The following is a 24,569-nucleotide window of genomic DNA, read 5'->3' as shown; positions in this document are numbered from 1 at the left end:
TTCGTTAGCGAACAGCTGGGGCCGCCGGCCCCTGTTATTTTGGTGGCTGCATATTCTTTCTGAGCGCGATGCCTACTTTCTACCCGCAACCGTGGCGGGCCGATGCCCCTTGACGCCGGCCACGACGAACTGCTGACGAGCCTGCAACAGGAATCGTTCGCCTATTTTCTCGTTGAAGCGAACGAGGCCAACGGCCTGGTGCGCGACAAGACGGCGCCCGACTGGCCGGCCAGCATCGCCGCGGTGGGCCTGGCGCTGACCATTTATCCCATCGGCGTCGAGCGCGCCATGATGTCTCGCACCCATGCGAGGGCGCGCACGCTGGCCACCTTGCGCTTCTTTGCCGGCAGCCGCCAGGGCAGGGGCCTGAAGGACAGCGGCTACAAGGGTTTCTATTACCACTTCCTCGATATGGAGAGCGGCGAGCGCGCGTTTAACAGCGAACTGTCGAGCGTCGACACGGCGCTGCTGATGGCGGGCGTGCTGACGGCGGCCGCCTATTTCACGGGAGAGGACGCCGCCGAGACGGAAATTCGCACGCTGGCCGAGATGTTGTACCGGCGCGTCGACTGGCAGTGGATGCGCGATGCGGCGCCCGGCAATCCGCCCCTGCTGTGCCACGGCTGGAAGCCGCGAAGCGGTTTCTTGCCGTATCACTGGAAAGGCTACGACGAAGCGCTGATCCTGTACATCCTCGCGCTCGGCTCACCGACCTACCCGATCGACCCCGCCAGTTACGAGGCCTGGCTGACCGGCTACCAGTGGAAAACCGTGTACGGCATCGAATACGTGTACGCCGGCCCCCTGTTCATTCACCAGTTGTCGCACGTGTGGATCGATTTCCGGGGCATCCAGGACAGCTTCATGGCCGCGCGCGGCATCGATTATTTCGAAAACAGCCGCCGCGCCACCCATGTGCAGCAGCGCTACGCCATCCACAATCCCTACCATTTCGAGCGTTACGGCCAGTGGAGTTGGGGCGTGACGGCCAGCGACGGGCCCGGGCCCGTCAAGAAAACCATCGCCGGCGAGCAGCGCGTGTTTTACGACTATATTGCGCGTGGCGTGCCCTACGGCCCCGACGACGGCACGCTGGCGCCGTGGGCGGTGGTCGCCTCGCTGCCATTCGCCCCGGAAATCGTGATCCCCACCATCGAGGCCTTTTGCAAGCTCAAGCTACGCGCCGTCAATCCCTACGGCTTCAAGGCCTCGTTTTCCGCCACGTTTCAGCACGACGAGGCCGACAGCGACATCGGCTGGGTGTCCGCCTATCACTTCGGCATCAACGAAGGGCCGACGGTGGTGATGATCGACAATCACCGCAGCGACTTCATCTGGGGCCTGATGCGCGGCTGCGCCCACGTGCAAAGCGGGCTGCGCCGGGCCGGTTTCAAGGGCGGCTGGCTCGCTGGGCTTTAGACCAGGTTGGCGCGCACCAGCGCCTTGTTGCCCAGCCCTTCGCCGATGCGGTAGGTGCGGCGGCGGTCGCCCAGCAACTGGCGCAGGTCGGCGATGGCCATGCCGGTGACCTCGTGCACGCGGATCAGGAGCGGCGCACCGACTGCCAGCCGGCGGTGGCGGATCTTGCTCAGCAGGGGCGGCTCGACGCCCAGCATGCGGCACAGGGCGGCGTCGTTCTTGGCCCGTAGCCGCTTGGCCAGCTGATCAATAAAATGGTTGGGGTCGTAAGCGACCGGTACCGGCATGCCGACAGCTTCGTTCATGGTGTCCTCCGCTGAAAATGCCAAGGTACTCCTGCGCGGGAGTTGTCACAACTGTTATTGTTAATTTTATACCATCTGCATAGGACAAGTGCGCAGGGCCTGCCGGGCGCCACGCGCCATCGTTGATGCGGGAGAACGCCATGCCCAACGAAGCGGGCCCGGATGGCAGCAAATCGACGCGTCAATGCGGGGGAGACGATCCCGGCCACGACGAAGTTCGTGCGGCCGGGATGGTGGACAAGCAGCGCGCAGCGCGCCTGACCGCTTAGATATGCAGCGCGTGCCCCAGCGCCCGCAAGGCCGCTTCCTGCACCGCTTCACCGAGGGTGGGATGGGCATGGATGGTGCCGGCCACGTCTTCGAGCAAGGCGCCCAGTTCGATCGACTGCGAGAACGCCGCCGACAGTTCCGACACGCCCCGGCCCACCGCCTGCCAGCCGACGATCAGGTGATTGTCGCGTCGTGCCACCACGCGCACGAAACCATCGGTGCTCTCGATTGTCATGGCGCGGCCATTGGCGGCGAACGGGAAGCTGGCGACGATGCAGTCGAGGCCCGCCGCCAGTGCGTCCGGCGGGCACAGGCCCACCACCACCACTTCCGGATCGGTAAAGCACACGGCCGGCATGGCCGCCGGCGCGAAGTGCCGCTTCTTGCCGGCGATGATGTCGGCCACCATCTCGCCCTGCGCCATCGCCCGGTGCGCCAGCATCGGCTCGCCCGCCAGGTCGCCGATCGCCCACACGTTGCGCATCGAGGTGCGGCACTGGTCGTCGATCTTGATGGCGCGCCCGTTCATGTCCAGCAGCAGCGATTCGAGCCCCCAGCCGGCGGTGGCCGGCTTGCGGCCCACCGCCACCAGCACGCGGTCCGCTTCGATGGCCGACTCCTCGCCGGCGCTGTTACGCACGCGCACGGCCTGGCCGTCGTGGCTCAGCCCGAGCACACTGGTGGCCAGGCGCACCTCGATGCCCAGGTGGGCCAGGGCGGTGGCGACGGGGCGCACCAGTTCGGCGTCGTAGGCGGGCAGCACCCGGTCGAGCGCTTCGACGACGGTGACGTCCACCCCCAGTTTCCGGTAGGCGGTGCCCAGTTCGAGGCCAATGTAGCCGGCGCCGACCACCACCATGCGGCGCGGCAGGGTGGCCGGCGACAAGGCTTCGGTGGCCGAGACGACGTTGCCGCCGAAGGGCATGAAGGGCAGCTCGACCGCCTGCGAACCCGTGGCCAGCAGCAGGTGCTCGCAGCTGATGCGAATGGGCTCATCGTCGCCCGCTTCGAGCACCTCGACCGTCTTGCCGTCGATGACGCGGGCCCAGCCCTTGATCACTTGCACGCCGTGCTTTTTGAGCAGGGCGCCGACGCCGCCGGTGAGGCGCTTGACGATGCCGTCCTTCCAGGCCACCGTGCGGGCGATGTCGATGTGCGCACCGGTGGCGGTGATGCCCAGCGTGGCGCCGTCGGCGTAGTGGCGCACCTTGTCGAACTCCTCGGCGGCGTGGATCAGCGCCTTCGATGGAATGCAGCCGACATTGAGGCAGGTGCCGCCCAGGCGTTCGCCCTCGACGACGATGGTGGGGATGCCCAGCTGGCCGGCGCGGATGGCAGCGACATAGCCGCCCGGCCCGCCGCCGATGATGAGCAGAGTTGTTGATTGACTACGCATTGATTACTCCACGAACAGGGTGGCCGGGCATTCGAGATAGCCCCGGATGGCCTGGATGAACTGGGCCGCGACCATGCCGTCGACGACCCGGTGATCGAAGGAAGACGACAGATTCATCATCTTGCGAATGGCGATCTGGCCGTCGCGCACCATCGGCCGCTCGACCATCTTGTTGACGCCGACGATGGCCACTTCCGGCGCATTGATGACCGGCGTGGTGACGATGCCGCCCAGCGCGCCCAGGCTGGTGATGGTGATGGTCGAGCCGGAGAGCTCTTCGCGCAGCGCCTTGCCCTGGCGCGCCGCCTCGGCCAGGCGCGCCACTTCGGCGGCGTTCGACCAGGGGTTGCGCGCCTCGGCGTTCTTCACCACCGGCACCATCAGGCCGGGCTCGGTCTGGGTGGCGATGCCGATGTGGACGGCATCGTAACGGGTGACGATGCCCGCCTCGTCGTCGTAGCGCGCGTTGACGGTGGGGTAGCGGCGCGCGGCCAGCACCACCGCGCGCATCAGCAGCGGCAGCAAGGTGAGCTTGCCGCGTTCAGTGCCGTAGCCGGCATTGAGCTGGGCGCGCAGGGCTTCGAGTTCGGTGACGTCGATCTCTTCGACGTAGCTGAAGTGCGGGATGCGCCGCTTGGCGTCCTGCATTTTCTCGGCGATTTTCCGGCGCAGGCCGATGACGGGCACCGCGTGTTCACCGTTGCGCTGGGCGTAACGGTTGTCGCCGCCGCCGGCACCGCCGCCGTTGCCGCGCTGGGCGGCGTAGGCATCGAGATCGGCGTGGGTGATGCGCCCGGCCGGGCCGCTGCCATGGACGAATTGCAGTTCAATGCCCAGGTCCCAGGCGCGCTGGCGCACCGCCGGCGGCGCCAGCGGTTTTTCACCGGCGGCGCGCAGGGTCGGCGCGACGGCGGCTTGCTGCTGCTGCTGCTGCTGCGAGGGCGCCGCCGCTTTCGCCGGCACCACTGGTGCTGGCACCGGCGCCGACGCCACCGCGTCTACCCGGGCCTCGGCCTTCGCCGCGACCGGCGCCCGTGCCGGCGCCTTGGGCGACAGGTGCTCATTGCCTTCGCCCTCGACCTCGAGGCGTATCAGCTCGGCGCCCACCGCCAGCGCCTGGCCCAGCGCGCCGCCCAGGGCGGTCACGGTGCCATGCACGGGCGAGGGAATTTCGACCGTCGCCTTGTCGGTCATGACGTCGGCCAGCACCTGGTCTTCGACGATGCGGTCGCCCACCTTGACGCGCCAGGCGACCACTTCGACTTCGGCAATGCCTTCGCCCAGATCGGGCATTTTAATGATATGTACGCCCATCGTTATGCTCCCATCGCGCGTTTGAAGGCTGCCCCGACCCGGTCGGGTCCTGGGAAGTAGGCCCATTCCTGGGCGTGCGGATAGGGCGTGTCCCAGCCGGCGACGCGCTCGATCGGCGCCTCCAGCTGGTAAAAGCAGTGTTCCTGTATCAGCGCGGTCAGCTCGGCGCCGAAGCCGGAAGTGCGGGTCGCTTCGTGGATGACGACGCAGCGGCCGGTCTTCTTGACGGAATTGACGATGGTGTCCAGGTCCAGCGGCCAGATCGAACGCAGGTCGATGATCTCGGCGTCGATGCCGGTTTCGTTGGCGGCCGCTTCGGCCACGAACACCATGGTGCCGTAGGTGATGACGGTGAGCGCCGTGCCTTCGCGGAACACGGAGGCCTTATCGAGGGGTACGGTGTAATAGCCGTCCGGGACTTCGCCCATCGGGTGCTTCGACCATGGCACCACCGGCTGGTCATGGTGGCCGTCGAACGGACCGTTATACAGGCGCTTCGGTTCGAGGAAGATCACGGGGTCGTCGTTTTCGATCGAGGCGATCAGCAGGCCCTTGGCGTCGTAGGGGTTCGAGGGCATGACGGTGCGCAGGCCGCACACGTGGGTGAACATCGCTTCCGGGCTCTGGCTGTGGGTCTGGCCGCCGTAGATGCCGCCGCCGCAAGGCATGCGGATCACCATCGAGGCGGTGAATTCGCCGGCCGAGCGGTAGCGCAGGCGCGCCGCTTCCGAGACGATCTGGTCGGAGGCCGGGTAGAAGTAATCGGCGAACTGGATCTCGACGACGGGACGCAGGCCGTAGGCGGCCATGCCGACGGCGGTGCCGACGATGCCGCCCTCGGAGATGGGGGCGTCGAATACGCGGTTCTTGCCGTATTTGACTTGCAGGCCGTCGGTGCAGCGAAATACGCCGCCGAAGTAGCCGACGTCCTGGCCGTAAATGACCACGTTCGGGTCGCGCTCGAGCATGACGTCCATGGCCGAGCGCAAGGCCTGGATCATGGTCATCGGCGTGGTTTTGGTTTGCAGGTCTCGCTTCACGTTCACACTCCCAGTTCCTGGCGTTGACGGCGCAAATGCTCGGGCATCTCTTTATAGACGTCCTCGAACATCGATGCGGCGCTGGGCACCCGGCCGTTGGCCAGGGTGCCGTAGGTTTCGGCTTCCTTTTGGGCGGCGATGATTTCCGCTTCCAGTGATGCTTCGAGCGCCGTGTGCTCGTCGTCCGACCACAAGCCGCGCCTGGTCAGGTGGCGGCGCAGGCGGGCGATCGGGTCGCCCAGCGGGAAGTGGCTCCAGTCGTCGGCAGGCCGGTACTTGGACGGGTCGTCGGAGGTGGAGTGGGGGCCGGCGCGGTAGGTCACCCATTCGATCAGGGTGGGCCCAAGATTGCCGCGGGCGCGCTCGGCAGCCCACTTCGAGGCCGCATACACGGCCAGGAAATCGTTGCCGTCGACGCGCAGCGAAGCGATGCCGCTACCGACGCCGCGGGCGGCAAAGGTGACGCTCTCGCCGCCGGCGATGCCCTGGTAGCTCGAGATGGCCCACTGGTTGTTGACCACGTTGAGGATCACCGGCGCCTTGTACACATTGGCAAAGGTGAGGGCGGTGTTGAAGTCCGATTCGGCGGTGGCGCCGTCGCCGATCCAGGCCGAGGCGATCTTCGTGTCGCCCTTGATGGCCGAGGCCATTGCCCAGCCGACCGCCTGCACGAACTGGGTCGCCAGGTTGCCCGAGATGGTGAAAAAACCCGCCTGGCGCACCGAGTACATGACCGGCAGCTGGCGCCCTTTCATGGGGTCGCGCTCGTTCGAGAGCAACTGGCAGATCATGTCGACCAGCGAGACCTGGTTGGCCATCAGCAGGCTTTGCTGACGGTAGGTGGGGAAGTTCATGTCGCCCGGGCGCAGCGCCAGCGCGTGCGCCGTGCCGATCGCCTCTTCGCCCAGCGAGGTCATATAGAACGACATTTTCTTCTGGCGCTGGGCGATGACCATGCGCGCATCGAAGATCCGCGTTTTCATCATCGTGCGCAGGCCGAAGCGCAGCAGCTCGGTGTCGCTTTCCGCGTCGGCCGCCCACGGACCGACGGCATTGCCGTCGTCGTCGAGCACGCGAATGAGGGTGTTGGCCAGATCGGCGGTGTCGCCAAAAGCGACGTCGATCGGCGGCTTGCGGACGGAACCGGCTGGGTTCAGGCGCAAGTACGAAAAATCAGTTTGACAACCAGGTCGGCCGGTGGGCTCTGGTACGTGGAGTGTCAGAGGATTGCTCTGTCTCATTTTACTTCCCCTTTGTAAGGTGATGTGCGCCCGAAGGATAGCAAAGTCTGAGCAATACCGCGTTGCCGACAATGCAACTATGTGCCTTGCCAGTCGAAAAAATCAAAAATACGGGGCTTTCACCGTGAGGTGTTGGTGCTGCCTGCGGGAATTGATTTACCCGAATGCCCCGTCAGCTTCGAGCATTGCGTGCGCCGACATTGACACGGAGCGGCATAACACGGCCTTGTCTATGTAATGGCTTCGCTGGCGTCAAGCATCTTGACGCAACTTTCACGCGTCAAGGGCGTCCCCGGCACAGGCCCATCCCGCTTCAGCGCAGCGGCGGGGCCAGCGTGGCCGCGGCAAGGCGGCCATCGGCGTCGAGCCAGATCGCCCAATTGAGCGTGCCGTTGGCATAGCGCACCTTGTAGCGGTCCCAGCCCAAGCGGTCGACGCCGTCGAAGTCGACCTGCTGCACGCTGCCCATGGCCTCGTTGCGATGGCGCTGCAGGGGCATCAGCGCGCTGGCCTGGCGCAGCAGGCCCGGCGTGAAATCGGCCGCGTGCAACTGCCCCAGCTGGCGCGCGCCCACGTTGCGGCGAACGATAACATCGCCCCCGGCGCGCGGCTGCCCGCTGGCGATGCGCGCCGCCACGTACGCGTCGGCCCGTTCGACGGCGGCGCTGTCGGTGCGCGGCGCCGGATCGGCGGCGGCGCCGGACAGGCTCAGCGTCAGGGTGGCGGCGGCGCGGTCAAAGCGCACGCGCAGGTCGGTACCCGGCACAAAATAAGCATCGTCCGACTCGGCCAGCAGCGGCCATGCCGGCTCCAGGTTGGTTTTCATGGTGAGACCGGCCGCGCTGACGGTAACGACGGCGACCCGGTTGGCGCCCAACTGGTAGTAGCCGGCCAGGGCGGCGCGACCGGCCGGCGCCGTGGCCGCGGCGACGGCGACAGCGGGCGGCGGGGCGATGCGGGCGGCAGCGACGCCGATGTCGATCGACAGCAGCAGCAGCAGGGGCGCGAGCAGGCGCTGCCAGAATGCCGGCCGGCGCGTCATCAGGCGCAGGCGCTGTTCCAGGAACGGCACCGGCGCCGCCATCGCCACTAAAAATGGCATGGGCGGGTGCGCGCGCTGCCCGCGCGCACCGACATCGATCAGGGTCGCGCCGTAGTCGGCCAGCGGGTGGCCGGCCGCCAGCACGCGGGCGTCGCAGTCGACCTCGATGGCGCGGCGCAGCCGTCGCAGCTGGAACCACAGGGGCAGGTTCCACGGCATCGCCACCAGCAGCAGGGCCACCGCCGCCAGCAGGCGCTGGTCGCCGGCATCGATGTGGGACTGCTCATGGGCCAGCACCAGCGCCTGGCGCCGGGGCGGCGCGTCCAGCAACCACGCCGGCACGACGATGCGCGGACGCAGCACCCCCACCACCGCCGGGCCGGCGTCGTCGCTGACGAGTACGTCCGCACCGGCCAGCCGGGCCGGGCGCCACTGGCGCTGGCGCCGCCGCAGCGCCATGGCGGCGCCGGCCAGCGCGGCCAGCGCAAGCGCCGACGCCACCGGCCAGGCAAGGCGCGCCGCCGCGTCGAGGTCGATGGCGCCCGCCTGCGTGGCGCGCTCGGGCAGCCAGGCGCGCGGGGTCAGCGAGGGCGTGGCTTGAAAACCGCCGGCGGCCAGGGTGGGGCGGGCGGCGGGCGCGCTGTTCGCCAGTGGCCCCGCCAGTGAGCCCGGCTCTGGCCGTGGTGCGGGGCCGGGCGCCAGCAGCGGCAGCGCCACCGTCAGCAGCATCGCCAGCGCCCACACCCAGCGCCCGGCCCGGCGCGCCAGCCGCGCGCCCTGTTCGGCCGCCAGCGCCGCCAGCGTGAGCACCACCGCCACCGCCAGCGCATACACGATCCAGGCGGCGCTCATGGCTGCTCACCCTTGTCGTGCTCGGCCAGCAGGGCGCGCAGGCGCTCGGCCTGGGCGGCGCTGAGCTTCTGGTCGCTCACCAGGTGGGTCATCAAGAGCTCCGACGAGCCCTTGAACAGTTTGTCAGTCAGGTGCCGCAGCGCGCTCTTGCGCGCCTGCTGCGGCTCGATCAGCGCGTGGTAGCGGTGGCCGCGGCCTTCGGCCTGGTGGCCGACGTACTGCTTGCTCTCAAGCGTGCGCAGCACGGTCAGCACCGTGGTGTAGGCGAGCTGGTCCGCCAACTGCGCCTGCACGTCCGCCACCAGGCAGGCGCCGTGGTCCCACAGCACCTGCATGACGTCCGCTTCCCGATCGGTAAAGGTGATATGCATTGCGTGCTCCATCAACTAATAAGATAGTTGATGGTAGCGGGGCGCCCCGGCGACTGTCAACTATATCTTTAGTAGTCAAGCTGAGCGGCTGCGGACGGGGGGGCGTAAAAGGTAAAATTCGCGATAATATTTATTTAACGTTTTGGCACGGCCGGTGCGTGCCTGCCCGTGGAATAATTTCCGCCACGCCATTATTGTCTTCGTAGTACTATGCTTAGAGCATTGCAAGCCCGACCATGAATGGTACAGCCGGGACGCGCTGGTGCCAGGAGGATGAGATGGACCATGCAGCACCGCAGCCACTGATCGAACTGTTCGACGCCGAGTGTCGCGGCCACCTCGAGGCCATGCGCGCCCAGCTGGCGGCGCTGGGCGGCGCTGGCGACCACGCGGCGGCGCTGGGCGGCCTGCGCGAGCGGCTTCATACGCTGGCCGGCGCCGCCCGCGCGGTCGAGCTACTCGACGTCGAGTACCTGTGCCGCGCCGTCGAAGGGGCGCTTGGCGACTGCGTCGACGGCGTCGACGGCGGGCGGCGCGAGCTGGCCGGCGCCGCCATTGCCCTGATTGCCCAACTGGTGGCGGCGCCGGGCGGACGGACGCGCAACCAGATGCTGTTGCTGGTATCGCGCTGCGGCGCCGCCAGCGGGGCGCGGCCATGAACACGCTGCCGGCAGCGAGCGCCAGTTTGCCGCACAGCCCCGGCGCGCCCGGCCACCAGCAGGGCGGCAATGGCGCCATCGATATCCTGGTCGTTGAGGACAGCGCCACCCAGGCCCAGTACCTGGCGCAGGTTCTCGAGCACGCGGGCTTCCGGGTGCGGCTGGCCGTGAATGGCCGCGAAGGTCTCGCGGCGGCGCGCGCGGCGCCGCCCACGCTGATCGTGAGCGATATCGCGATGCCGGAAATGGACGGCTTTACCCTGTGCCAGGAAGTCAAGAGGGACGCCGCCCTGCACGATGTGCCGGTGATCCTGCTGACGTCGCTTACCAGCCTGTATGACGTCATCCGCGGCCTCGACTGCGGCGCCGATAATTTTTTGCGCAAGCCCTTCGACAACCAGTACCTGATCGACCGCATTCACTACATCCTGGCCAACCGCGCCGTGCGCGCCAGCGAGCGCGTGCAGATGGGCATGCGCATCAACCTGGGCGGCCAGACCCACTTCATCACCGCCGAGCGCCAGCAGATTTTCGATCTGCTGATCTCGACCTACGAAGAAGCGATCCAGATGACCGAGCAGCTCAAGGCCCAGCAGCTGCGCATCACCAATAGCTACCAGTCGCTCGAAGGCCTGTATAAAATCGCCGAGGCCTTAAATCCCGCCCTCACCGAGCAGGCGGTGGGCGCGCTGGCGCTCGAGCTGCTGCTCGATTTTCCCGGCGTGCTGGGCGCCTCGCTCAAGCTGATCGATGCCGATGGCCGCCTGCGCCCGGTGCCGGACGGGGGGCCCGACAACGCCGCCGGCCCGGCCTCGCCTTGCCGCCAGTGCGAGCACCTGCTGCTGGCCGGCGCCCTGAACGGGCCGCAGATGGTGTCGTGCGAGCACAGCGGCCAACCGCATGCCTGCATTCCCGTCTCGAGCGGCGCCGCCGTGCGCGGCATGCTGTGCCTGACGACCACCGACGACCGCCTCGGCGAAGAGCAGTGGCAGTTGCTCACCACCGTCGGCAACCAGATCGCCGTGGCGGTCGAGCGCGCGCGCCTGTACGGCAGCATGGAAACCCAGGTCAAGCAGCGCACCGCCGCCTGGCAGGGCGAACGCAAGCTGCTCGCGGCCGTGGTCGACACCAGCGGCGCGCTGGTGTGCCTGATCGACAGCGACTGCATCATCCGTTTGTTCAACCCCGCCTGCGAGGCGGCGCTGGGCTGGAGCGGGGCCGACGCCATCGGCCGCCACTGCGGCGAGGTGCTGCAGGACGATGACCCCAAGAGCGGCGGGCTGGCGCGCCTGTGCGCCAATCCGCCCGAGCCGGGCGAGGCGGCGCAGTTCAGCGGCCAGTGGCGCGCGCGCGACGGCGGCCTGCGCGCCATCATCTGGTCGGCCACCTGGCTGGGCAGCGACGATGGCAGCATCGACTACCTGGTGTGCACGGGCGTCGATGTCACCGAACTGCGCGGCGCCGAAGAAAAGCTCCATTACATGAGCCGCTTCGACCACCTGACGGGTTTGCCGAACAGCCTGGTCATGCGCGATCGCGTGCGCCAGTTGCAGCAGCAGGACGGTGTCGTCGCCGGTCGCCTGCAGGTAGGGCTGTTATTGATCAAGCCGGAGCGGCTGCGCGTGATCGCCGAGAGCCTGGGCCTGGACGCCGAGCAGTCGATGCTGCGCCAGGCGGCCGCGCGGCTGGGCCACCGCCAGCGCAACGGCGTCAACGTGGGCCGTGTCAGCGAGCGCACCTTCGCCATCGCCATGGCGGGTAAAGGGGACGACTTCGCCGACATGGCGCGCCAGGTGCTGGCCGAACTGGGGCTGCCGTTTTTGCTGGGCACGCAGGAGCTGCATCTCGATCCGGCCATCGGCATCGCCGTCTACCCGACCGACGGCGAGGACTATGACGCCATCTACCGGGGCGCCGACGCCGCCATGCGGCGCGCCATGAGCAGCGTGGACGAGCGCTACGAGTTTTACAAGCCCTCGCTCAACCAGGACGCCCAGGCCCGCTTCCAGTTTGAAACGGCCCTGCGCGGCGCCATCGAACGGCACGAACTGGTGCTGCACTACCAGGTGCAGGCAAGCGTGCGCACGGGCGAGATCATCGGCGTCGAATCACTGGTGCGCTGGCAGCATCCGCAGCAGGGCCTGATCGGGCCCGGCCTGTTCATCGCGCTGGCCGAGGAGACCGGCATGATCATGGCGATCGGCGAGTGGGTGCTGCGCTGCGCCTGCGAGCAGGCGATGGCCTGGCAGCGCCAGGGACTGGCGCCGGTGCCGGTGTCGGTCAACCTGTCGGCGCGCCAGTTCTCGGCGCACGCGGTGGCGATGGTCGAGCGCATCCTCGCCGAAACGGGGCTCGACGGCCACCTGCTCGAACTGGAGCTGACCGAGAGCGCCTCGATGGCAGACCCGGAGAAGACCATCGAAATTTTACGCCGCATCAAGGCGATGGGCGTGAAGGTGGCGATCGACGATTTCGGCACCGGCTATTCGAACCTGAGCTACCTGAAACGCTTCCCCGTCGACAAGCTCAAGATCGACCAGTCCTTCGTGCGCGACATCACCACCGACCAGCACGACCTGTCGATCGCGCGCGCCGTCATCGCCATGGGCCATGGCCTGGGCCTGACGGTGATCGCCGAGGGCGTCGAAACGGTCGAGCAGCTCGAACTGCTGGCCGCCAACGGGGTCGACGAGGTGCAGGGTTATTACCTGAGCCGGCCGATCGGCGGCAGCGCCTGCGCGGCGCTGATGGCGGCCCATATGCCCCACTTCATCCGGCGCTGACGGCGCGCGCGGACGCGCCGGCCGATTGCGGCGACAATGGCGGCTCGAACAATTCTTCCGGAGCCCGCATGCGCATCGCCACCTTTAACGTCAACGGCATCAGCAGCCGCCTGCCGGCCCTGTTGCAATGGCTGCAGGAGACCCAGCCGGACGTCGCCTGCCTGCAGGAGCTCAAGGCCCCGGGCGAACGCTTTCCCCAGGCCGAACTGGCGCAAGCGGGTTACCAGGCTGTCTGGCACGGCCAGAAAGCCTGGAACGGCGTGGCCATCCTGGCGCGCGGCCAATTGCCGCTGGAGGTGGGACGCGGCTTGCCGGGCGACGCGGCGGACGAACAAAGCCGTTATCTCGAAGCGCTGGTCGACGGCATCCTCGTATGCTGCTTGTACCTGCCCAACGGCAACCCGGCGCCCGGTCCCAAGTACGACTACAAGCTGGCCTGGATGGAGCGCCTGATCAGCCACGCCGCCGGACTGATCGACAGCGGTGCGCCGGTGGTGCTGGCGGGCGACTTCAACGTCATTCCCACCGGGCGCGACGTCTACAAGCCCGAGCGCTGGGTCGACGATGCCCTGTTTCGCAGCGAAACGCGGGCCGCCTTCGAGCGCCTGATGGCGCAGGGCTGGACCGACTCGCTGCGCACCCTGCATCCGGACGAGACCATCTACACCTTCTACGATTACTTCCGCAACGCCTACGGGCGCAATGCCGGCTTGCGCATCGACCACCTGCTGCTCAGTCCCGCACTGGCGCCCCGGCTGACGGCGGCGGCCACCGATCACGCCGTGCGGGGCCGCGAGAAACCCAGTGACCACGTGCCGACCTGGATCGAACTGGCACCTTGAATATGCGCAACATCGCCCTGCGTCGGGCGGGCTTAATCGATTGATTTAGATCAAACTTTAGTCATTTTGCCACGTCAAGCAATCTGATCGCGCTGCGTTCCGGACTACAGTGGGCCATTATTTATCCACAGCCTGGAGGGGGGCGATGCTTGCTTTTCTGCAATTTCGCGTGGCGGGGCGCTGGTGCGCCGTGCTCGTTGCCCTGTTGGGCGCGCTGGCCGCGAGCGTCCCGGTGGCGGCCGACGAGACCTGCAATTCGCCGTACATGTCCAATCTCATCAAGGGACAGGAAGACTACCTGTATGTGTGGACGCTGGGGGTGCCGGGGCTGGGCGACGGCTTCGACAAGCTCGTCACGCTCGACGTCAATCCCGCCTCGAAGCGCTATGGCAAGGTGATCGCGCAAACGTCGGTGGGGCGGCGAGGGGAGGCGCACCACGTTGGATTTACCGACGACCGCCGCTTCCTGTGGGCAGGCGGCCTCGCCGACAGCCGCATCGATGTGTTCGACGTGCACACCGACCCGGCCAGGCCGAAACTGGTGCGCACCATCACCGACTTCGCCAGCCGCGCGGGGCTGGTGGGGCCGCATACCTTTTATGCCTTGCCGGGGCGCATGCTGATCGGGGCCTTGTCGAACAGCAAGGACCGCGGCGGTCATACGGGCATGGCGCTCTACAACAACGACGGCAGCTTCCTGCGCACCATCGCCATGCCCACCAGCGGCGGCGGCGACGGCTACGGCTACGACATCGCCATCAACCCCGCGCGCAACGCCATGCTCACCTCCAGTTTCACGGGCTACCACAACTACATGCGCGACCTGGGCGAGCTGATGAAAGACCCCGCCGCCATGAAGCAGTTTGGCGCCACCATGGTGCTGTGGAACCTCAAGTCCATGCAGCCGGTGCAGATTTTCGAGGTGCCTGGCGCACCGCTGGAAATCCGCTGGTCGCTGCACGAAGGCGACGACTGGGCCATTACCGCCAGCGCGCTCACGTCGACGCTGTGGCTGGTGAAGAAAAACGGCGCCGGCCAGTGGCAGGCCAGGTCGGTGGGCACCATCGGCGATCCCGCCAAAATCCCGCTGCCGGTGGATATTTCCATCAGCGCCGATGGCAAGTCCCTGTGGGTCAACACCTTCATGGACGGCATGACGCGCCGCTTCGACCTGTCCAACCCGGAAGCGCCCAGGCAAACCTACGCCCTGCACACGGGCTCGCAAGTGAACATGGTGTCGCAAAGCTGGGATGGCAGCCGGCTCTACGTCAGCTCTTCGCTGCTGAGCAAATGGGACAAGAAGGGTGCCGACGACGAATAGTTCGTCAAGCGCTTCGCCTGGGATGGCAAGGCCCTGACGGAAACCTGGAAAGTCGATTTTTACAAGGAAAAGCTGGGGCGTGCCCATCACATGAAACTGGGCGCGGCAAGCGCACCGGCCAGGCCGGCAGCGGCCGCCGCGCTGGGCCCGCCGGTGCCGCTGGCGGCGCGCTGAGCACGGCGATGCGCGCCTGGGCCCTATTGGCGCTGGCGCTGGCTGGGCTGGCCGGCTTCGCGCCCGCTGCTGCCTTGACTGCTGCTTTGACGGCGTCCTTCACTCCCACATTTACGCCTGCCACCGCCGCCAGCACCACGCAGGCCGGTCTCGCGCTGCCCGCGCCGGGCAGCTACACGCTCGACCGCATCATGGCGGCGCCCCAGGGCCTCGTGCAGGACAGCGACGGCAGCGCGCACCGGCTGGCCGAGTTCACCACCGGGCGCATCACCCTGTTCTCCTTTGTCTATACGGCCTGCAGCGACGCCCGCGGCTGCCCGTTGGCGATGGCCACCATGCACACCCTGAAGGCGGCCATCGCCGCCGATGCCGCGCTGCGCGGGCAGGTGCGCCTGGTCAGCATGAGTTTCGACCCCGACTACGACACCCCGCCCGTGATGCGCAGCTACGGTGGCCAGGACGCCCGCAGCAGTGCGTCGCCGCGCTGGTATTTCCTCACTTGCCAGTCATCGCGCCAATTGGCGCCCGTGCTGGCCGGCTTCGGCCAGGATGTGCGGGTGGCCCAGGCGGGCGGGGCGGCGCTGGCCGCCGCAACGAATGGCGCCGGCGAACGGCCCCTGCTCAGTCACCTGCTCAAAATCTACCTGCTCGACGCCCGCGGCCAGGTGCGCGAAATCTACAGCCCCGCCTTTTTGCAGCCCGCCACGATGCTCAACGACATACGCACGCTGGCGGCCGAGGCCGGCGCGCTGGCGCCGCCGTTGCCAAGGCGCTAGCCTAGGCGCAAAATGGCCGGCCGAACCGTGCATTCATGCTTTCTTGCATTGATTTATTCCCATGACCATCGCCGCCACGCCCGCTGCACCGTACTACGCGGTGATTTTCACGTCCCTGCGCCATGCTGACACGGACGCCGCCGATGACGCTTACGCCACCATGGCCGCGCTGATGCTGCACAGCGCCGCCCGCCAGCAGGGCTACCTGGGCGTCGAATCGGCGCGCGAGCAGGTCGGCATCACGGTGTCGTACTGGTCCAGCCTGGAGGCGATCGCCCGCTGGAAGCAGGACAGCGAGCACCTGCTGGCCCAGCAACTGGGGCGCCAGCACTGGTACGACCATTACATGGTGCGCATCTGCCGGGTCGAACGCGACTACGGTTTTGCGCGCGCGGACGCATCGGCCTGAACATCGGCCACCGCGCCCAGCGCCGCCTGCAGTTGTTCGAGCAGGGCCGACGCGGCCAGCAGCGCGGCCGGATCGCACTGGGCCAGCAGGTCGGCGCGAAACACGTCGGCGCGCTGCTTGACCTGGGCGTACATGGCCTGACCCGGCGCCGTCAGCTCGATCAGCTTGACGCGGCGGTCGTGCGGCGACGCCACCCGCAGCACCAGGCCCGCTTTTACCAGCCGGTCGACCATGGCGACAACGGTCGGCCCCTCCACCCCCAGCAGGTCGGCCAGCTGCTTCTGCGACGGCGGCGTGGCGCTGCGGGCCACCATGGCGATGGTCATCCACGCCGCCTGCGATACGCCCAGGTCCTTGAGGCGTTGGTCGATCGCCAGGCGCCAGGCGCGGCTGGTGCTGTGCAGGGCAGCCGAGAAGCGGGCCTGCAGATCGGCCAGCGCGGCGGCGGGCGGGGAGGGGATGGCGGTCATGGCAGGACGGTGATTGGGTACTGGTCTAATATAAAGCAATCGGGAAAAAGTAAATACCAACTTTTGCGGCATGCCGGTCAGGCAAACCCGGCGCCGCTGGTCGCACGCAACAAGGAGGGACGCTGGCGCATGATGGCGTATCCTGAGGTTTGATTGATCGATCAATAGATAAAGGGAACCATCTTGGACAAACCATATTCGAGCCAACAGCCGCTGCGCGGCGATATCGATGCCATGGCGGGCGTCACCGCGCTCGATTTCGGCACCGACTGGTGCGGCTACTGCAAGGGCGCGGCGGCGGCGATTGCAGGGGCCATCGGCGCCAGCGCCGGGGTGCGCCATCTCAAGGTGGAAGATGGCAGCGGGCGGCCGCTGGGGCGCTCGTTCAAGGTCAAGCTGTGGCCCACCGTGGTGGTGCTCAAGGACGGCGTCGAAGTGGCGCGCGTGGTGCGGCCGGCCGACCAGGTGGCGGTGGCGGCGGCGCTCGCTGCAGCATCCTGACGGCCGGGCGCCGGCGCGCGGTTCAGGCCAGCCAGGCGAAGCGTGCGGCGAATACGGCGGCGATGACCCACACCACGGGCGCCACAGCGCGGGCGCGTCCCGTGCAAAGCTTCAAGACCGCGTAGGTGATGAAGCCAAAACCGATGCCCTCGGCGATCGAATACGTGAACGGGATCGAGATGGCCGTGATCGCCGCCGGCACCGCCTCGGTGGTGTCCTGCCAGTCGATCTCGCCCAGTTCGCGCAGCATCAGGCAGGCCACGAACAGCAGGGCGGGCGCGGTGGCATAGGCCGGCACCACGCCGGCCAGCGGCGCGATGAACAGGCAAGCCAGGAACAGCAGCGCCACCGTGACGGCGGTCAGCCCCGTGCGCCCGCCCGCCTGCACGCCGGCGGCGCTTTCGGCGAACGCCGTGGTGCTCGAGGTGCCCAGCGCGGCGCCGGCGACAATGGCCGCGCTGTCGGCCAGCAGGGCGCGGTTCAGGCGGGCCATCTTGCCTTCGGTGAGCAAGCCGGCGCGCGCCGCGACCCCCATCAGGGTGCCGGTGGCGTCGAACAGCTCGACGAGGAAAAACACCAGCACCACGTTGACCACCCCCATCGACAGCGCGCCTTGCAGGTCCATCTGCAGGAACGTCGGCGCCAGCGACGGCGGCGCGGCGAACAGGCCCTGGTAATGGTTGCCGCCAAAGACAAAGCTGAGCAGGGTGACGGCGATGATGCCGATCAGGATGGCGCCGCGCACGCGCAGGTGGTCGAGCGTGACGATCAGCAGAAAACCGAACACCGCCATCAGTACCTGCGGCTGGTGCAGATTGCCGGCGGCGACCATGGTGGCCGGGTTGGCCACCACCAGGCCCGCGTTTTTCAGGGCGATCAGGCCCAGGAACAGGCCGATGCCCACGCCGATGGCGGTGCGCAGGGACGGCGCGATGCCGCGCACGATCATGCCGCGCAGTCCCAGCACGCTCACCAGCACAAACAGGCAGCCGGACATGAACACCGCGCCCAGCGCCGCCTGCCACGCCACCCCGCTGCCCAGCACCACCGTATAGGCAAAATAGGCGTTCAGGCCCATCCCGGGCGCCATCCCGATCGGGTAGTTGGCGTACAGGCCCATGACGGCGCTACCGATGGCCGCCGCCAGGCAGGTGGCGACAAACACCGCTTCGCGCGGCATGCCGGCGTCGTGCAGGATGGCGGGGTTGACGAAGATGATGTAGGCCATCGTCAGGAAGGTGGTCAGGCCCGCCAGCAGTTCGGTGCGGATCGTGCTGCCGTGCTCTTTTAACTGGAAAAACGATTCGAAGGACAAGGCACTCTCCTGCTGGGCCAAGCATCGTGCAAGGTGTCGATGCGGGCCTGCCAGTATAAACCGCGCTCAGCGGCGGCGTGCGGCCACCCGCCAGATCCACCACACCAGCACCGCCTGCAGCGGCAGCGCCGCGCCAGCAAGGCAAGCTGCCAGGCCGGGTGGCCCGCGGCCAGGCCGTCCTGCAACATCTGCACATTGGCCGGCTACACCGCGATCGACAGGGCGATCAGGCCCCAGCCGGCCGCGCGCCGCAATGGCGCCACCAGCACGCCCAGGCCACCGGCGATTTCAGCGGCGCCGCTCACGGCCATCAGCGCCGCATGCCAGGGCAGCCAGGCCGGCGCCACCGCCTGGTAGCTGCGCGGCGCGATGAAGTGGAGCAGGCCGGTGGCGACGAACAGGGCCGCCAGCAGGCGCCGGCGCCGGGTGAGGGGGGGAGGTGCAGTGGAACGGAAACCCGGGTTAAGGGGGAGCCGGGACGGCACCCTGACCTAGCGCGGGTTTTCCCTGGCTGACGGTGTGTAAAGAGCGAAATTTTTCCCAGACGCGATTTTGGCTCGGGTGCGCGCGAGGCAAGCGTTTGTTTGCCTAATAGTTAATGGTGGGGGGAGGGTTGTGGTTGCTGGGGGTGGTGTGATGGCCAACGTAGCGCGGCAGCAACCGAGGCATGAGCGCGCCCAGTGCGCATGACTCGCGGTTTCTATGGCCTGCGCGCCAGCGCCTGAGAGTAGTTCCGCAAAGCAACGAGGACAGCACCAACATGTCAGTACAAAATAGGAGAAAACCATTTTGTACTGACTGCGAATCGCTTAGCTCGTGCGTGAATTTAGGCACTGACCCCGTTGGTTGCTCTAAAAATCAGTTACTCCCTCGAATGCCAGATAGCCCTCCTTAAAAAAAGCCGAGTGAAATAGAAGTATTTAGCTCAGAGCAAATCTGAATATCAGAATTTGAAAAATAGCCATCTTGCGGAAATTCGGACGATATCGAAGGCAAATCAAAATGTAATTCTAGAAATTCCGCCTTAACTTTGCCTTGTACATCAATCAAGTTCTGTGTTCCGCCCAACTTTTGAATCAACGGCGCCAGCATCTCAGACAAAGCAACCTCGTTCGAATATTCAATAGTATATTGAACATAAGAACGAGTTAATAAGGTTTTGACATAAGGCCGCACAAGTTCGCCCACATTTCCTTGGTGCGAACTTTGTACACCAATCAAATCAGCAACCTCCTGCGCTTGACTGGTGAAGCCTCTTATCGTCAGCGATACACATTTTGCTCTACCGGTGTCATTTTTCATCATGGATCCTTTTGACTACCCCTTGCTCCATTCCAAAGCCACCGTCGACCAGTGGTTTTGTCGGTATAGATATTGACCTTACTATCTCCCCATCCGTCTTTTGCATCATGCGCATCTTTATAACCTTACTCAGCCGCGACCTTGTTACCGTCTTTCTTCGTCACTATAACCAGATCAGTTTCCTTCGGTTGACCACCAACTTCGGAAAGAAGTACGTTGAAAGCGCGGCAGGTCAAACTCGCTGCCATTGATCTGGCTAAGCGTCAGGGTCGTGTCATTCCAGCCGGACTCTCCCGGCGCAACGGGATAGACGATACGGTTCAGACGGCCGCCGCTGTCATAGTACAGGGTGGTGCGCAGGCCCATCGGGTCGGTGATCAATCCACTGAACTTAGCAGCGCCGCGCCTCAGCACGGCTTCTGGCTCATGAACTTGTGCGATTTCGGACGTGGGACCCGAGGCGTCGATTTGATGATGCCAGGGCGGTGCGAGTAGGTGCGGCCCGCGATCAATCGTAGCGCCTCGCCCAGCCGCGTGGCGATGTCGGCGCCAAGCAGCAGCGCAGGCAGTAGTGGTTTGAGAATGGAGTGGGCGGCGGCGCGGTTAATGCGCCGGGTCGGCGGCAACGCCGCCTCGCGCAGCGCCGTTTCTGTCGCCAGGGACTGCAGGTTGTCGCAAACGATCTTGGCGTCGAAGTCGTGCAACGCCGCCTGCTGCGACAGGCCGGAGACGTGCTCGAGATTGAGCCGGTGCTTGAGGCGTTTGAAGGCCTCCTCAATGCGCCAGCGTTGGTGGTACAGGTCGCCAAACTCGTGGGCCGGAAACGCCGCCGGGTCGAGTAGATTGGTCATCAGTACGCGCACCTTGCCGGTGCTGGCGATGTGACGCACCAGGCGCACCGTTTGTGCCGTCGCCGGGCACTCGTAGTCGATGGCGTCGCGCCGATCGCGGAATGCCGCGCTTCCAGTTGTCAAACCTGGTGGCATGTTGCAAGCCGTCCGATTTTGTGAGCAAGGTGCCGTCGGTGTTGTATGTCATCGATTGGTTCAGGTGTCCAAACTGCGAGACCGACTCGATCAAGCCCGTGCTTGCGTTGATGACGTTCAAGACCATCACCTTGTTGGTGTTGATCTCGGTGACGGAGGTCGTTTGGCCTGGTATCCAACGGCCGATGTGGTTGTCGAAAACGGTGCGCTCGCTCCGGCCAGGGTTCAGGCTGCTGGTACGGGTCACCAGTCTCGGATGCGCATATTCGTCGAACTCGCCAGCCGTCCAGGTGAAGGTCGCGCCCTGCTGGCTGGTGATGCGCTGATTGACCGGCGCCAGACGCGCTGCAGGTTCGGCTGCCGTCGCTGACCGTCTGCACCGCATGAAGCCGTTGGCATCGGGCCCCGCATGAGTGAGCGTGATGGTTCTGGATGGCGATTGACTGCTCGTGATCGACATCAGCTTGCCCGGATGCGCCGGATCGCAGGTATAAGGGACCGAGTTGCCAAAACGGTCAGTCACCAGGGGCGGCAGCAGCCAGACCTCATTGCGTGGGAGGCGAAAGATGGGACCGCCGCCAGTAGCATCGGTGCCTCGATTCACGGCAGCCGCGGTGTCCCGGCTCGCCGATGCGCGCAATGCTTCCACGCCGCCGGTATTGAAGGCGTTGTAAGATGGATTGGCTTTGGTCAGCGTGGTGACGGGAAAATCCGCCATCGAGTTAAACGTGCAGCTTGCCCCACGGCGTCACGCTGTCAATTTCAGCGAGGAGTCGGTCGCGCCGCGTGCGCTTTTTCTTGGCGGCGTATCCGAGGTCGGAGACGCTTTTTTGCATCATCGGTGGCAGGCAGAGAACGTAACGCTATGGTCTCAGGTCATGGCACTGGCTGGAACTGGAGCCGCCGAATAAATCAGCGGCTCCCCAAGGGCTTAAGCCGGTTTTCCGTTCCACTGCAGCTGAAACCCCGTGAGCGCGCGCATGGGCTGATGACGCATGGGCTGATGACGCATGGGCTGATGGCTCATGGGCTGATGATTTTCAGGTCCAGCACGCGCTCGAGCAGCCACACCGTCGCGACGACGGCGATCAGCGCCGAGCCGCCCGCCAGCACCAGCTTGCGGTAGGCGGCGCTGTTCCTGACGGCGAAGGCGAGCGGCAGGAACAGCGCCACGATGGCCAGTTGGCCCAGTTCTACTCCCACATTAAAACCCACCAGTGACAGCAGCAGGTTCGACACCGGCAATCCCAGGTCGAGCAGCACGCTGGCAAAGCCGAAGCCGTGGAGCAGGCCGAAGGCGAAGGCGGCCGCCGCGCGGCGACGCTGGAACACGGGCCACAGGTTGTTCAGGGCCGCCAGCAGCACCGACAGGGCGATCGCCGCTTCCACCAGCCGCGAGGGTAGCGCCAGCACCCCCAGCACCGCCAGGCTCAGGGTGATCGAATGGGCCAGCGTGAACGCGGTGACGATTTTCAGCACGTCCACGGCAGCGGCCCGGGCGCTGGCGCCGCCCTGCCAGGCGCCGTCCCTGAACACCAGTACGGCCGGCAGCAGCAGCGCCAGCAGGAACAGGATGTGGTCGAAACCGATCCAGATGTGCCAGACCCCGTGCCGGACGTAGTCGCCGAACTGGCGCCAGCGCGAGGCGCCGGCCAGCGTGAGCACCTGGCGCGGTGTGTCGGCGGCGAAGATGGCGGTAGAGGTGCTGGCATCGTGCTCGAGCCGTAGCAGGCCCTTGTGCTGCGGATCGATATCGAACAGCAGCCGGTAATCGACCACGATGGCAGCGGGCGCGGCCGGGCAGGCGCCGGCCAGGCGCAGCACCGCGTAGGCGCCGTCGCTGTGATCGTCGAGCAGTTGTTCGCTCACCCGCATGGTGCAGGCGGCGCCCTGGTCGACACCCACCGCCAGGCGCGAGAGCGCATAGGCGGCGATGGCCGGATGGCGCGCCTTGACCTCGTCCCAGGTCAGCTCGCCGTTGCCGTCGGCATCGAGGCCGATCGCCATGTCGAGGTCGCGCAGGGCGATGTCCCACTGGCCCGTCACCTGCGTGCCCTGTACCTTCAGGATCAGATAACTGTCGCTTGGCTTGTGCGCCAGCGCGGGCGGCGCCGCCAGCGTCGACGAGAGCAGCAGCGCCAGTGCCAGCGCGCCCTTCAAACCGCGCCACTGCGCGCGCCACTGAGCGCACATCATGGCCGCCCCCGCAATGCCGGCAGCAGCGCCGTGATGGCGCGTTCTTCGATGCCGGTGCGCGCGATCCATTCGCCAGCCGTGCTGGCGGCCAGCCGGTCGCCGCTGGCGGCGGCGCTTTCGACCAGGATGCGCAGGTCGGCAGGCTCTTTCTGTACCGCCCAGTTCAGCAGCGCCAGCCGGGTGGCCCTGGTGGCGTCGCCGCGCAAGGCCAGCTCGAAGCGGGCCTGCTCGCGCTGGTGCACGGTGTCGCCGCGCAGCATGGCGGCCTCGAAGCGGCTGGCCAGGACCGCCGCCTGCGCCTGCGCCGTGGGCGCGCCCACGGCCTTCAGGGCCAGCGCGTAGCGCAGCAGCAGGGCGTCGACGCGGGTCCGGTCCTTGAGCAGCGTGATGACCTCCGGGGCGCGGCCACGGTCGAGCAGGAAGTCGCACCAGGCGCCCAGCAGGTAGCTGTCTGGCGCCGGCTCGGCCAGCGCTTTCCTGTAATACGCTTCTGCCTCGGCGTCCTGGCCGGCCCGCTCGGCCATTTCCGCCAGCAGCGTCTCGACCCAGCGCTTGATGGCCGGATCGGCGCCGCTGGCGGTGGCCAGCGCCCCCTTCAGGCGCACGTAGCTGGCACGGGCCTGGCCGCTGACGCTGGCGATGTTGGCCAGGCAGGTCTCGATCACCAGCGCGCTCGCACGAGAATGCAGGCGCATGCAGCTGGCGCGGGCGCCGGCGTGGTCGCCGGTGACCAGTTGCACCGTGGCGCGGGTCAGCCAGGCCTGCACATTATCGCTGTCGCGTCGCACCACGATATCGAGGTCCTGCAGGGCCAGCGCGAACTGGTGGGTGCTCTGGCGCAGCGTGGCGCGCAGCACCAGCGCCTCGTCGGGCGGCGCCGGCGCGTTCCACCACGGCTGCAAGGCCGCCTGCGCGTAACCGAGATAGCGGGGGTCGCCGTCGGTGCGCGCCTGTTCGATGTAGCGGCGCGCCAGCCGGGCGGCGGCGGCCAGCTCGGTCGGATTGGCCGCCAGCGCGGCGCGCAGGCGCAGCAGCTCGCGCTGGGCCGGGTCGGTGCGGCCGGGCAGGCGTTCGACGACCTGCTTGCCGTCGGTGGGGATATGCGGTATTGCCACGGCGTCGGCGCAGCAGGCGAGCAATCCCGCCACTAACAGCAACACGGGCAATGCCGGCAGGCGGCGATTGATACGGAAATTCATGCGGTCCTTGCAAAAAAAAGCTGGAACCTGCGCAAGCACGATTCCAGCGACTGCCGCGAACGGCAGCTCACACGGCGGCGCCAGCCTTACGGCAGCGCTGTCGGTTCCTTGTCTTCATTGGAGGTGGCGGTGAGGCCGTCGATGTCGACCGGCTCGGTGATGGTTTCGGCCACCAGCGACACCTGGCCCTGGACCAGGGCGAAAAAAGCGTCGACCGGGTCGACCTGGCCGGGGCCGCCCGTGAGCGGCGTGCCATGGTTGCTGCTGCCGCCGCAGGCGGCCAGGACGGCGGCCGCCAGCACGGCGGCGCCAACCAGGGCAGCGCGCTGGCGCCCCTTAGTGGATCGAAGTTTCATGCATGCTCCTGGGGATAGTCGTGGGTGGAA

At 66.8% G+C, this 24,569-nt stretch carries 25 protein-coding genes and 1 pseudogene; 8 read left to right on the top strand and 18 right to left on the bottom strand.

The window, feature by feature from the left end; genetic code table 11:
• Positions 1–102: 102 nt before the first annotated feature.
• The gene (locus tag ACP7EY_RS19095; protein ID WP_426196405.1) at positions 103–1,419 is read left to right on the top strand and encodes a glucoamylase family protein; all 1,317 of its coding nucleotides are present in this window, start codon (positions 103–105) and stop codon (positions 1,417–1,419) included.
• On the opposite strand, the gene ACP7EY_RS19090 is transcribed toward ACP7EY_RS19095, so the two are convergent.
• The 7 genes from ACP7EY_RS19090 to ACP7EY_RS19060 form a co-directional block, all read right to left on the bottom strand.
• Positions 1,416–1,724 (bottom strand): hypothetical protein, encoded by a 309-nt coding sequence (locus tag ACP7EY_RS19090; protein ID WP_426196403.1) that lies wholly within the window; start codon positions 1,722–1,724, stop codon positions 1,416–1,418. The genes ACP7EY_RS19095 and ACP7EY_RS19090 overlap by 4 nt on opposite strands.
• Positions 1,725–1,989: 265 nt before the next feature.
• Positions 1,990–3,390: a dihydrolipoyl dehydrogenase gene (gene lpdA, locus ACP7EY_RS19085; protein ID WP_426196401.1), complete on the bottom strand. Its 1,401-nt coding sequence runs from the start codon at positions 3,388–3,390 to the stop codon at positions 1,990–1,992.
• A 3-nt stretch (positions 3,391–3,393) separates the two neighbouring features.
• Positions 3,394–4,704 (bottom strand): dihydrolipoamide acetyltransferase family protein, encoded by a 1,311-nt coding sequence (locus ACP7EY_RS19080; protein ID WP_426196399.1) that lies wholly within the window; start codon positions 4,702–4,704, stop codon positions 3,394–3,396.
• 2 nt (positions 4,705–4,706) lie between these two features.
• On the bottom strand, positions 4,707–5,711 hold the full coding sequence (locus ACP7EY_RS19075) for an alpha-ketoacid dehydrogenase subunit beta (RefSeq protein WP_426196504.1): 1,005 nt from the start codon (positions 5,709–5,711) through the stop codon (positions 4,707–4,709).
• Between the two features lie 35 nt (positions 5,712–5,746).
• Positions 5,747–6,985: a 3-methyl-2-oxobutanoate dehydrogenase (2-methylpropanoyl-transferring) subunit alpha gene (locus ACP7EY_RS19070; RefSeq protein WP_426196398.1), complete on the bottom strand. Its 1,239-nt coding sequence runs from the start codon at positions 6,983–6,985 to the stop codon at positions 5,747–5,749.
• A gap of 313 nt (positions 6,986–7,298) precedes the next feature.
• Complete coding sequence (locus ACP7EY_RS19065) at positions 7,299–8,879, bottom strand: M56 family metallopeptidase (RefSeq protein WP_426196396.1); 1,581 nt, start codon at positions 8,877–8,879, stop codon at positions 7,299–7,301.
• Entirely contained in the window at positions 8,876–9,250 is a 375-nt protein-coding gene (locus tag ACP7EY_RS19060; RefSeq protein ID WP_426196394.1) for a BlaI/MecI/CopY family transcriptional regulator, read from the bottom strand. The genes ACP7EY_RS19065 and ACP7EY_RS19060 overlap by 4 nt, the downstream gene beginning before the upstream one ends.
• 278 nt (positions 9,251–9,528) lie before the next feature.
• On the opposite strand from ACP7EY_RS19060, the gene ACP7EY_RS19055 reads away from it, so the two are divergent.
• The 6 genes from ACP7EY_RS19055 (at position 9,529) to ACP7EY_RS19030 (ending at position 16,214) form a co-directional block, all read left to right on the top strand.
• Positions 9,529–9,909, top strand: coding sequence for an Hpt domain-containing protein (locus ACP7EY_RS19055; RefSeq protein WP_426196392.1), 381 nt, complete (start codon positions 9,529–9,531; stop codon positions 9,907–9,909).
• Complete coding sequence (locus ACP7EY_RS19050; RefSeq protein ID WP_426196390.1) at positions 9,906–12,692, top strand: EAL domain-containing protein; 2,787 nt, start codon at positions 9,906–9,908, stop codon at positions 12,690–12,692. Before ACP7EY_RS19055 ends, ACP7EY_RS19050 begins: the two co-directional genes overlap by 4 nt.
• A 68-nt stretch (positions 12,693–12,760) precedes the next feature.
• Complete coding sequence (gene xth / locus ACP7EY_RS19045) at positions 12,761–13,534, top strand: exodeoxyribonuclease III (protein ID WP_426196388.1); 774 nt, start codon at positions 12,761–12,763, stop codon at positions 13,532–13,534.
• A gap of 145 nt (positions 13,535–13,679) precedes the next feature.
• Positions 13,680–14,855, top strand: coding sequence for a selenium-binding protein SBP56-related protein (locus ACP7EY_RS19040; RefSeq protein ID WP_426196387.1), 1,176 nt, complete (start codon positions 13,680–13,682; stop codon positions 14,853–14,855).
• A gap of 182 nt (positions 14,856–15,037) precedes the next feature.
• Complete coding sequence (locus ACP7EY_RS19035) at positions 15,038–15,805, top strand: SCO family protein (RefSeq protein WP_426196385.1); 768 nt, start codon at positions 15,038–15,040, stop codon at positions 15,803–15,805.
• A gap of 61 nt (positions 15,806–15,866) precedes the next feature.
• Positions 15,867–16,214 carry an antibiotic biosynthesis monooxygenase family protein gene (locus ACP7EY_RS19030; RefSeq protein ID WP_426196383.1) on the top strand — a complete coding sequence of 116 codons (348 nt, stop codon included), beginning with the start codon at positions 15,867–15,869 and terminating at the stop codon, positions 16,212–16,214.
• Here the strand turns inward: ACP7EY_RS19030 and ACP7EY_RS19025 are convergent.
• On the bottom strand, positions 16,181–16,684 hold the full coding sequence (locus tag ACP7EY_RS19025) for a MarR family winged helix-turn-helix transcriptional regulator (protein ID WP_426196381.1): 504 nt from the start codon (positions 16,682–16,684) through the stop codon (positions 16,181–16,183). The two genes, ACP7EY_RS19030 and ACP7EY_RS19025, sit on opposite strands and share 34 nt — an antisense overlap.
• Positions 16,685–16,918: 234 nt before the next feature.
• On the opposite strand from ACP7EY_RS19025, the gene ACP7EY_RS19020 reads away from it, so the two are divergent.
• Complete coding sequence (locus ACP7EY_RS19020; protein ID WP_426196502.1) at positions 16,919–17,185, top strand: thioredoxin family protein; 267 nt, start codon at positions 16,919–16,921, stop codon at positions 17,183–17,185.
• Positions 17,186–17,207: 22 nt separating this feature from the next.
• Here ACP7EY_RS19020 and ACP7EY_RS19015 read toward each other — a convergent pair whose 3' ends face one another.
• The 10 genes and pseudogenes from ACP7EY_RS19015 to ACP7EY_RS18970 form a co-directional block, all read right to left on the bottom strand.
• The gene (locus ACP7EY_RS19015; protein ID WP_426196379.1) at positions 17,208–18,500 is read right to left on the bottom strand and encodes an NCS2 family permease; all 1,293 of its coding nucleotides are present in this window, start codon (positions 18,498–18,500) and stop codon (positions 17,208–17,210) included.
• A gap of 203 nt (positions 18,501–18,703) precedes the next feature.
• The gene (locus ACP7EY_RS19010; RefSeq protein WP_426196377.1) at positions 18,704–18,985 is read right to left on the bottom strand and encodes a DoxX family protein; all 282 of its coding nucleotides are present in this window, start codon (positions 18,983–18,985) and stop codon (positions 18,704–18,706) included.
• Between the two features lie 406 nt (positions 18,986–19,391).
• Positions 19,392–19,802, bottom strand: coding sequence for a hypothetical protein (locus ACP7EY_RS19005; protein ID WP_426196376.1), 411 nt, complete (start codon positions 19,800–19,802; stop codon positions 19,392–19,394).
• 174 nt (positions 19,803–19,976) lie between these two features.
• Entirely contained in the window at positions 19,977–20,183 is a 207-nt protein-coding gene (locus ACP7EY_RS19000; protein WP_426196374.1) for a hypothetical protein, read from the bottom strand.
• Positions 20,184–20,209: 26 nt separating this feature from the next.
• Positions 20,210–20,653 carry a transposase gene (locus tag ACP7EY_RS18995; protein WP_426196372.1) on the bottom strand — a complete coding sequence of 148 codons (444 nt, stop codon included), beginning with the start codon at positions 20,651–20,653 and terminating at the stop codon, positions 20,210–20,212.
• Positions 20,577–21,506, bottom strand: a complete 930-nt coding sequence (locus ACP7EY_RS18990) for a hypothetical protein (protein ID WP_426196370.1) — start codon at positions 21,504–21,506, stop codon at positions 20,577–20,579. Before ACP7EY_RS18990 ends, ACP7EY_RS18995 begins: the two co-directional genes overlap by 77 nt.
• Positions 21,507–21,516: 10 nt before the next feature.
• Positions 21,517–21,624 (bottom strand): annotated as a pseudogene (locus ACP7EY_RS18985) (IS5/IS1182 family transposase); the annotation flags it as partial.
• Positions 21,625–21,811: 187 nt separating this feature from the next.
• Positions 21,812–22,984, bottom strand: coding sequence for a HupE/UreJ family protein (locus ACP7EY_RS18980; RefSeq protein WP_426196368.1), 1,173 nt, complete (start codon positions 22,982–22,984; stop codon positions 21,812–21,814).
• Positions 22,981–24,183 (bottom strand): hypothetical protein, encoded by a 1,203-nt coding sequence (locus ACP7EY_RS18975; RefSeq protein WP_426196366.1) that lies wholly within the window; start codon positions 24,181–24,183, stop codon positions 22,981–22,983. The genes ACP7EY_RS18980 and ACP7EY_RS18975 overlap by 4 nt, the downstream gene beginning before the upstream one ends.
• Positions 24,184–24,269: 86 nt before the next feature.
• Positions 24,270–24,539 carry a hypothetical protein gene (locus ACP7EY_RS18970; RefSeq protein WP_426196365.1) on the bottom strand — a complete coding sequence of 90 codons (270 nt, stop codon included), beginning with the start codon at positions 24,537–24,539 and terminating at the stop codon, positions 24,270–24,272.
• Positions 24,540–24,569 lie beyond the last annotated feature (30 nt).

It is taken from the genome of Massilia sp. DWR3-1-1 (genome assembly GCF_049898325.1).
GTDB lineage: Bacteria > Pseudomonadota > Gammaproteobacteria > Burkholderiales > Burkholderiaceae_D > JAFCUW01.
This window is presented reverse-complemented; position numbering and strand designations above follow the sequence as displayed.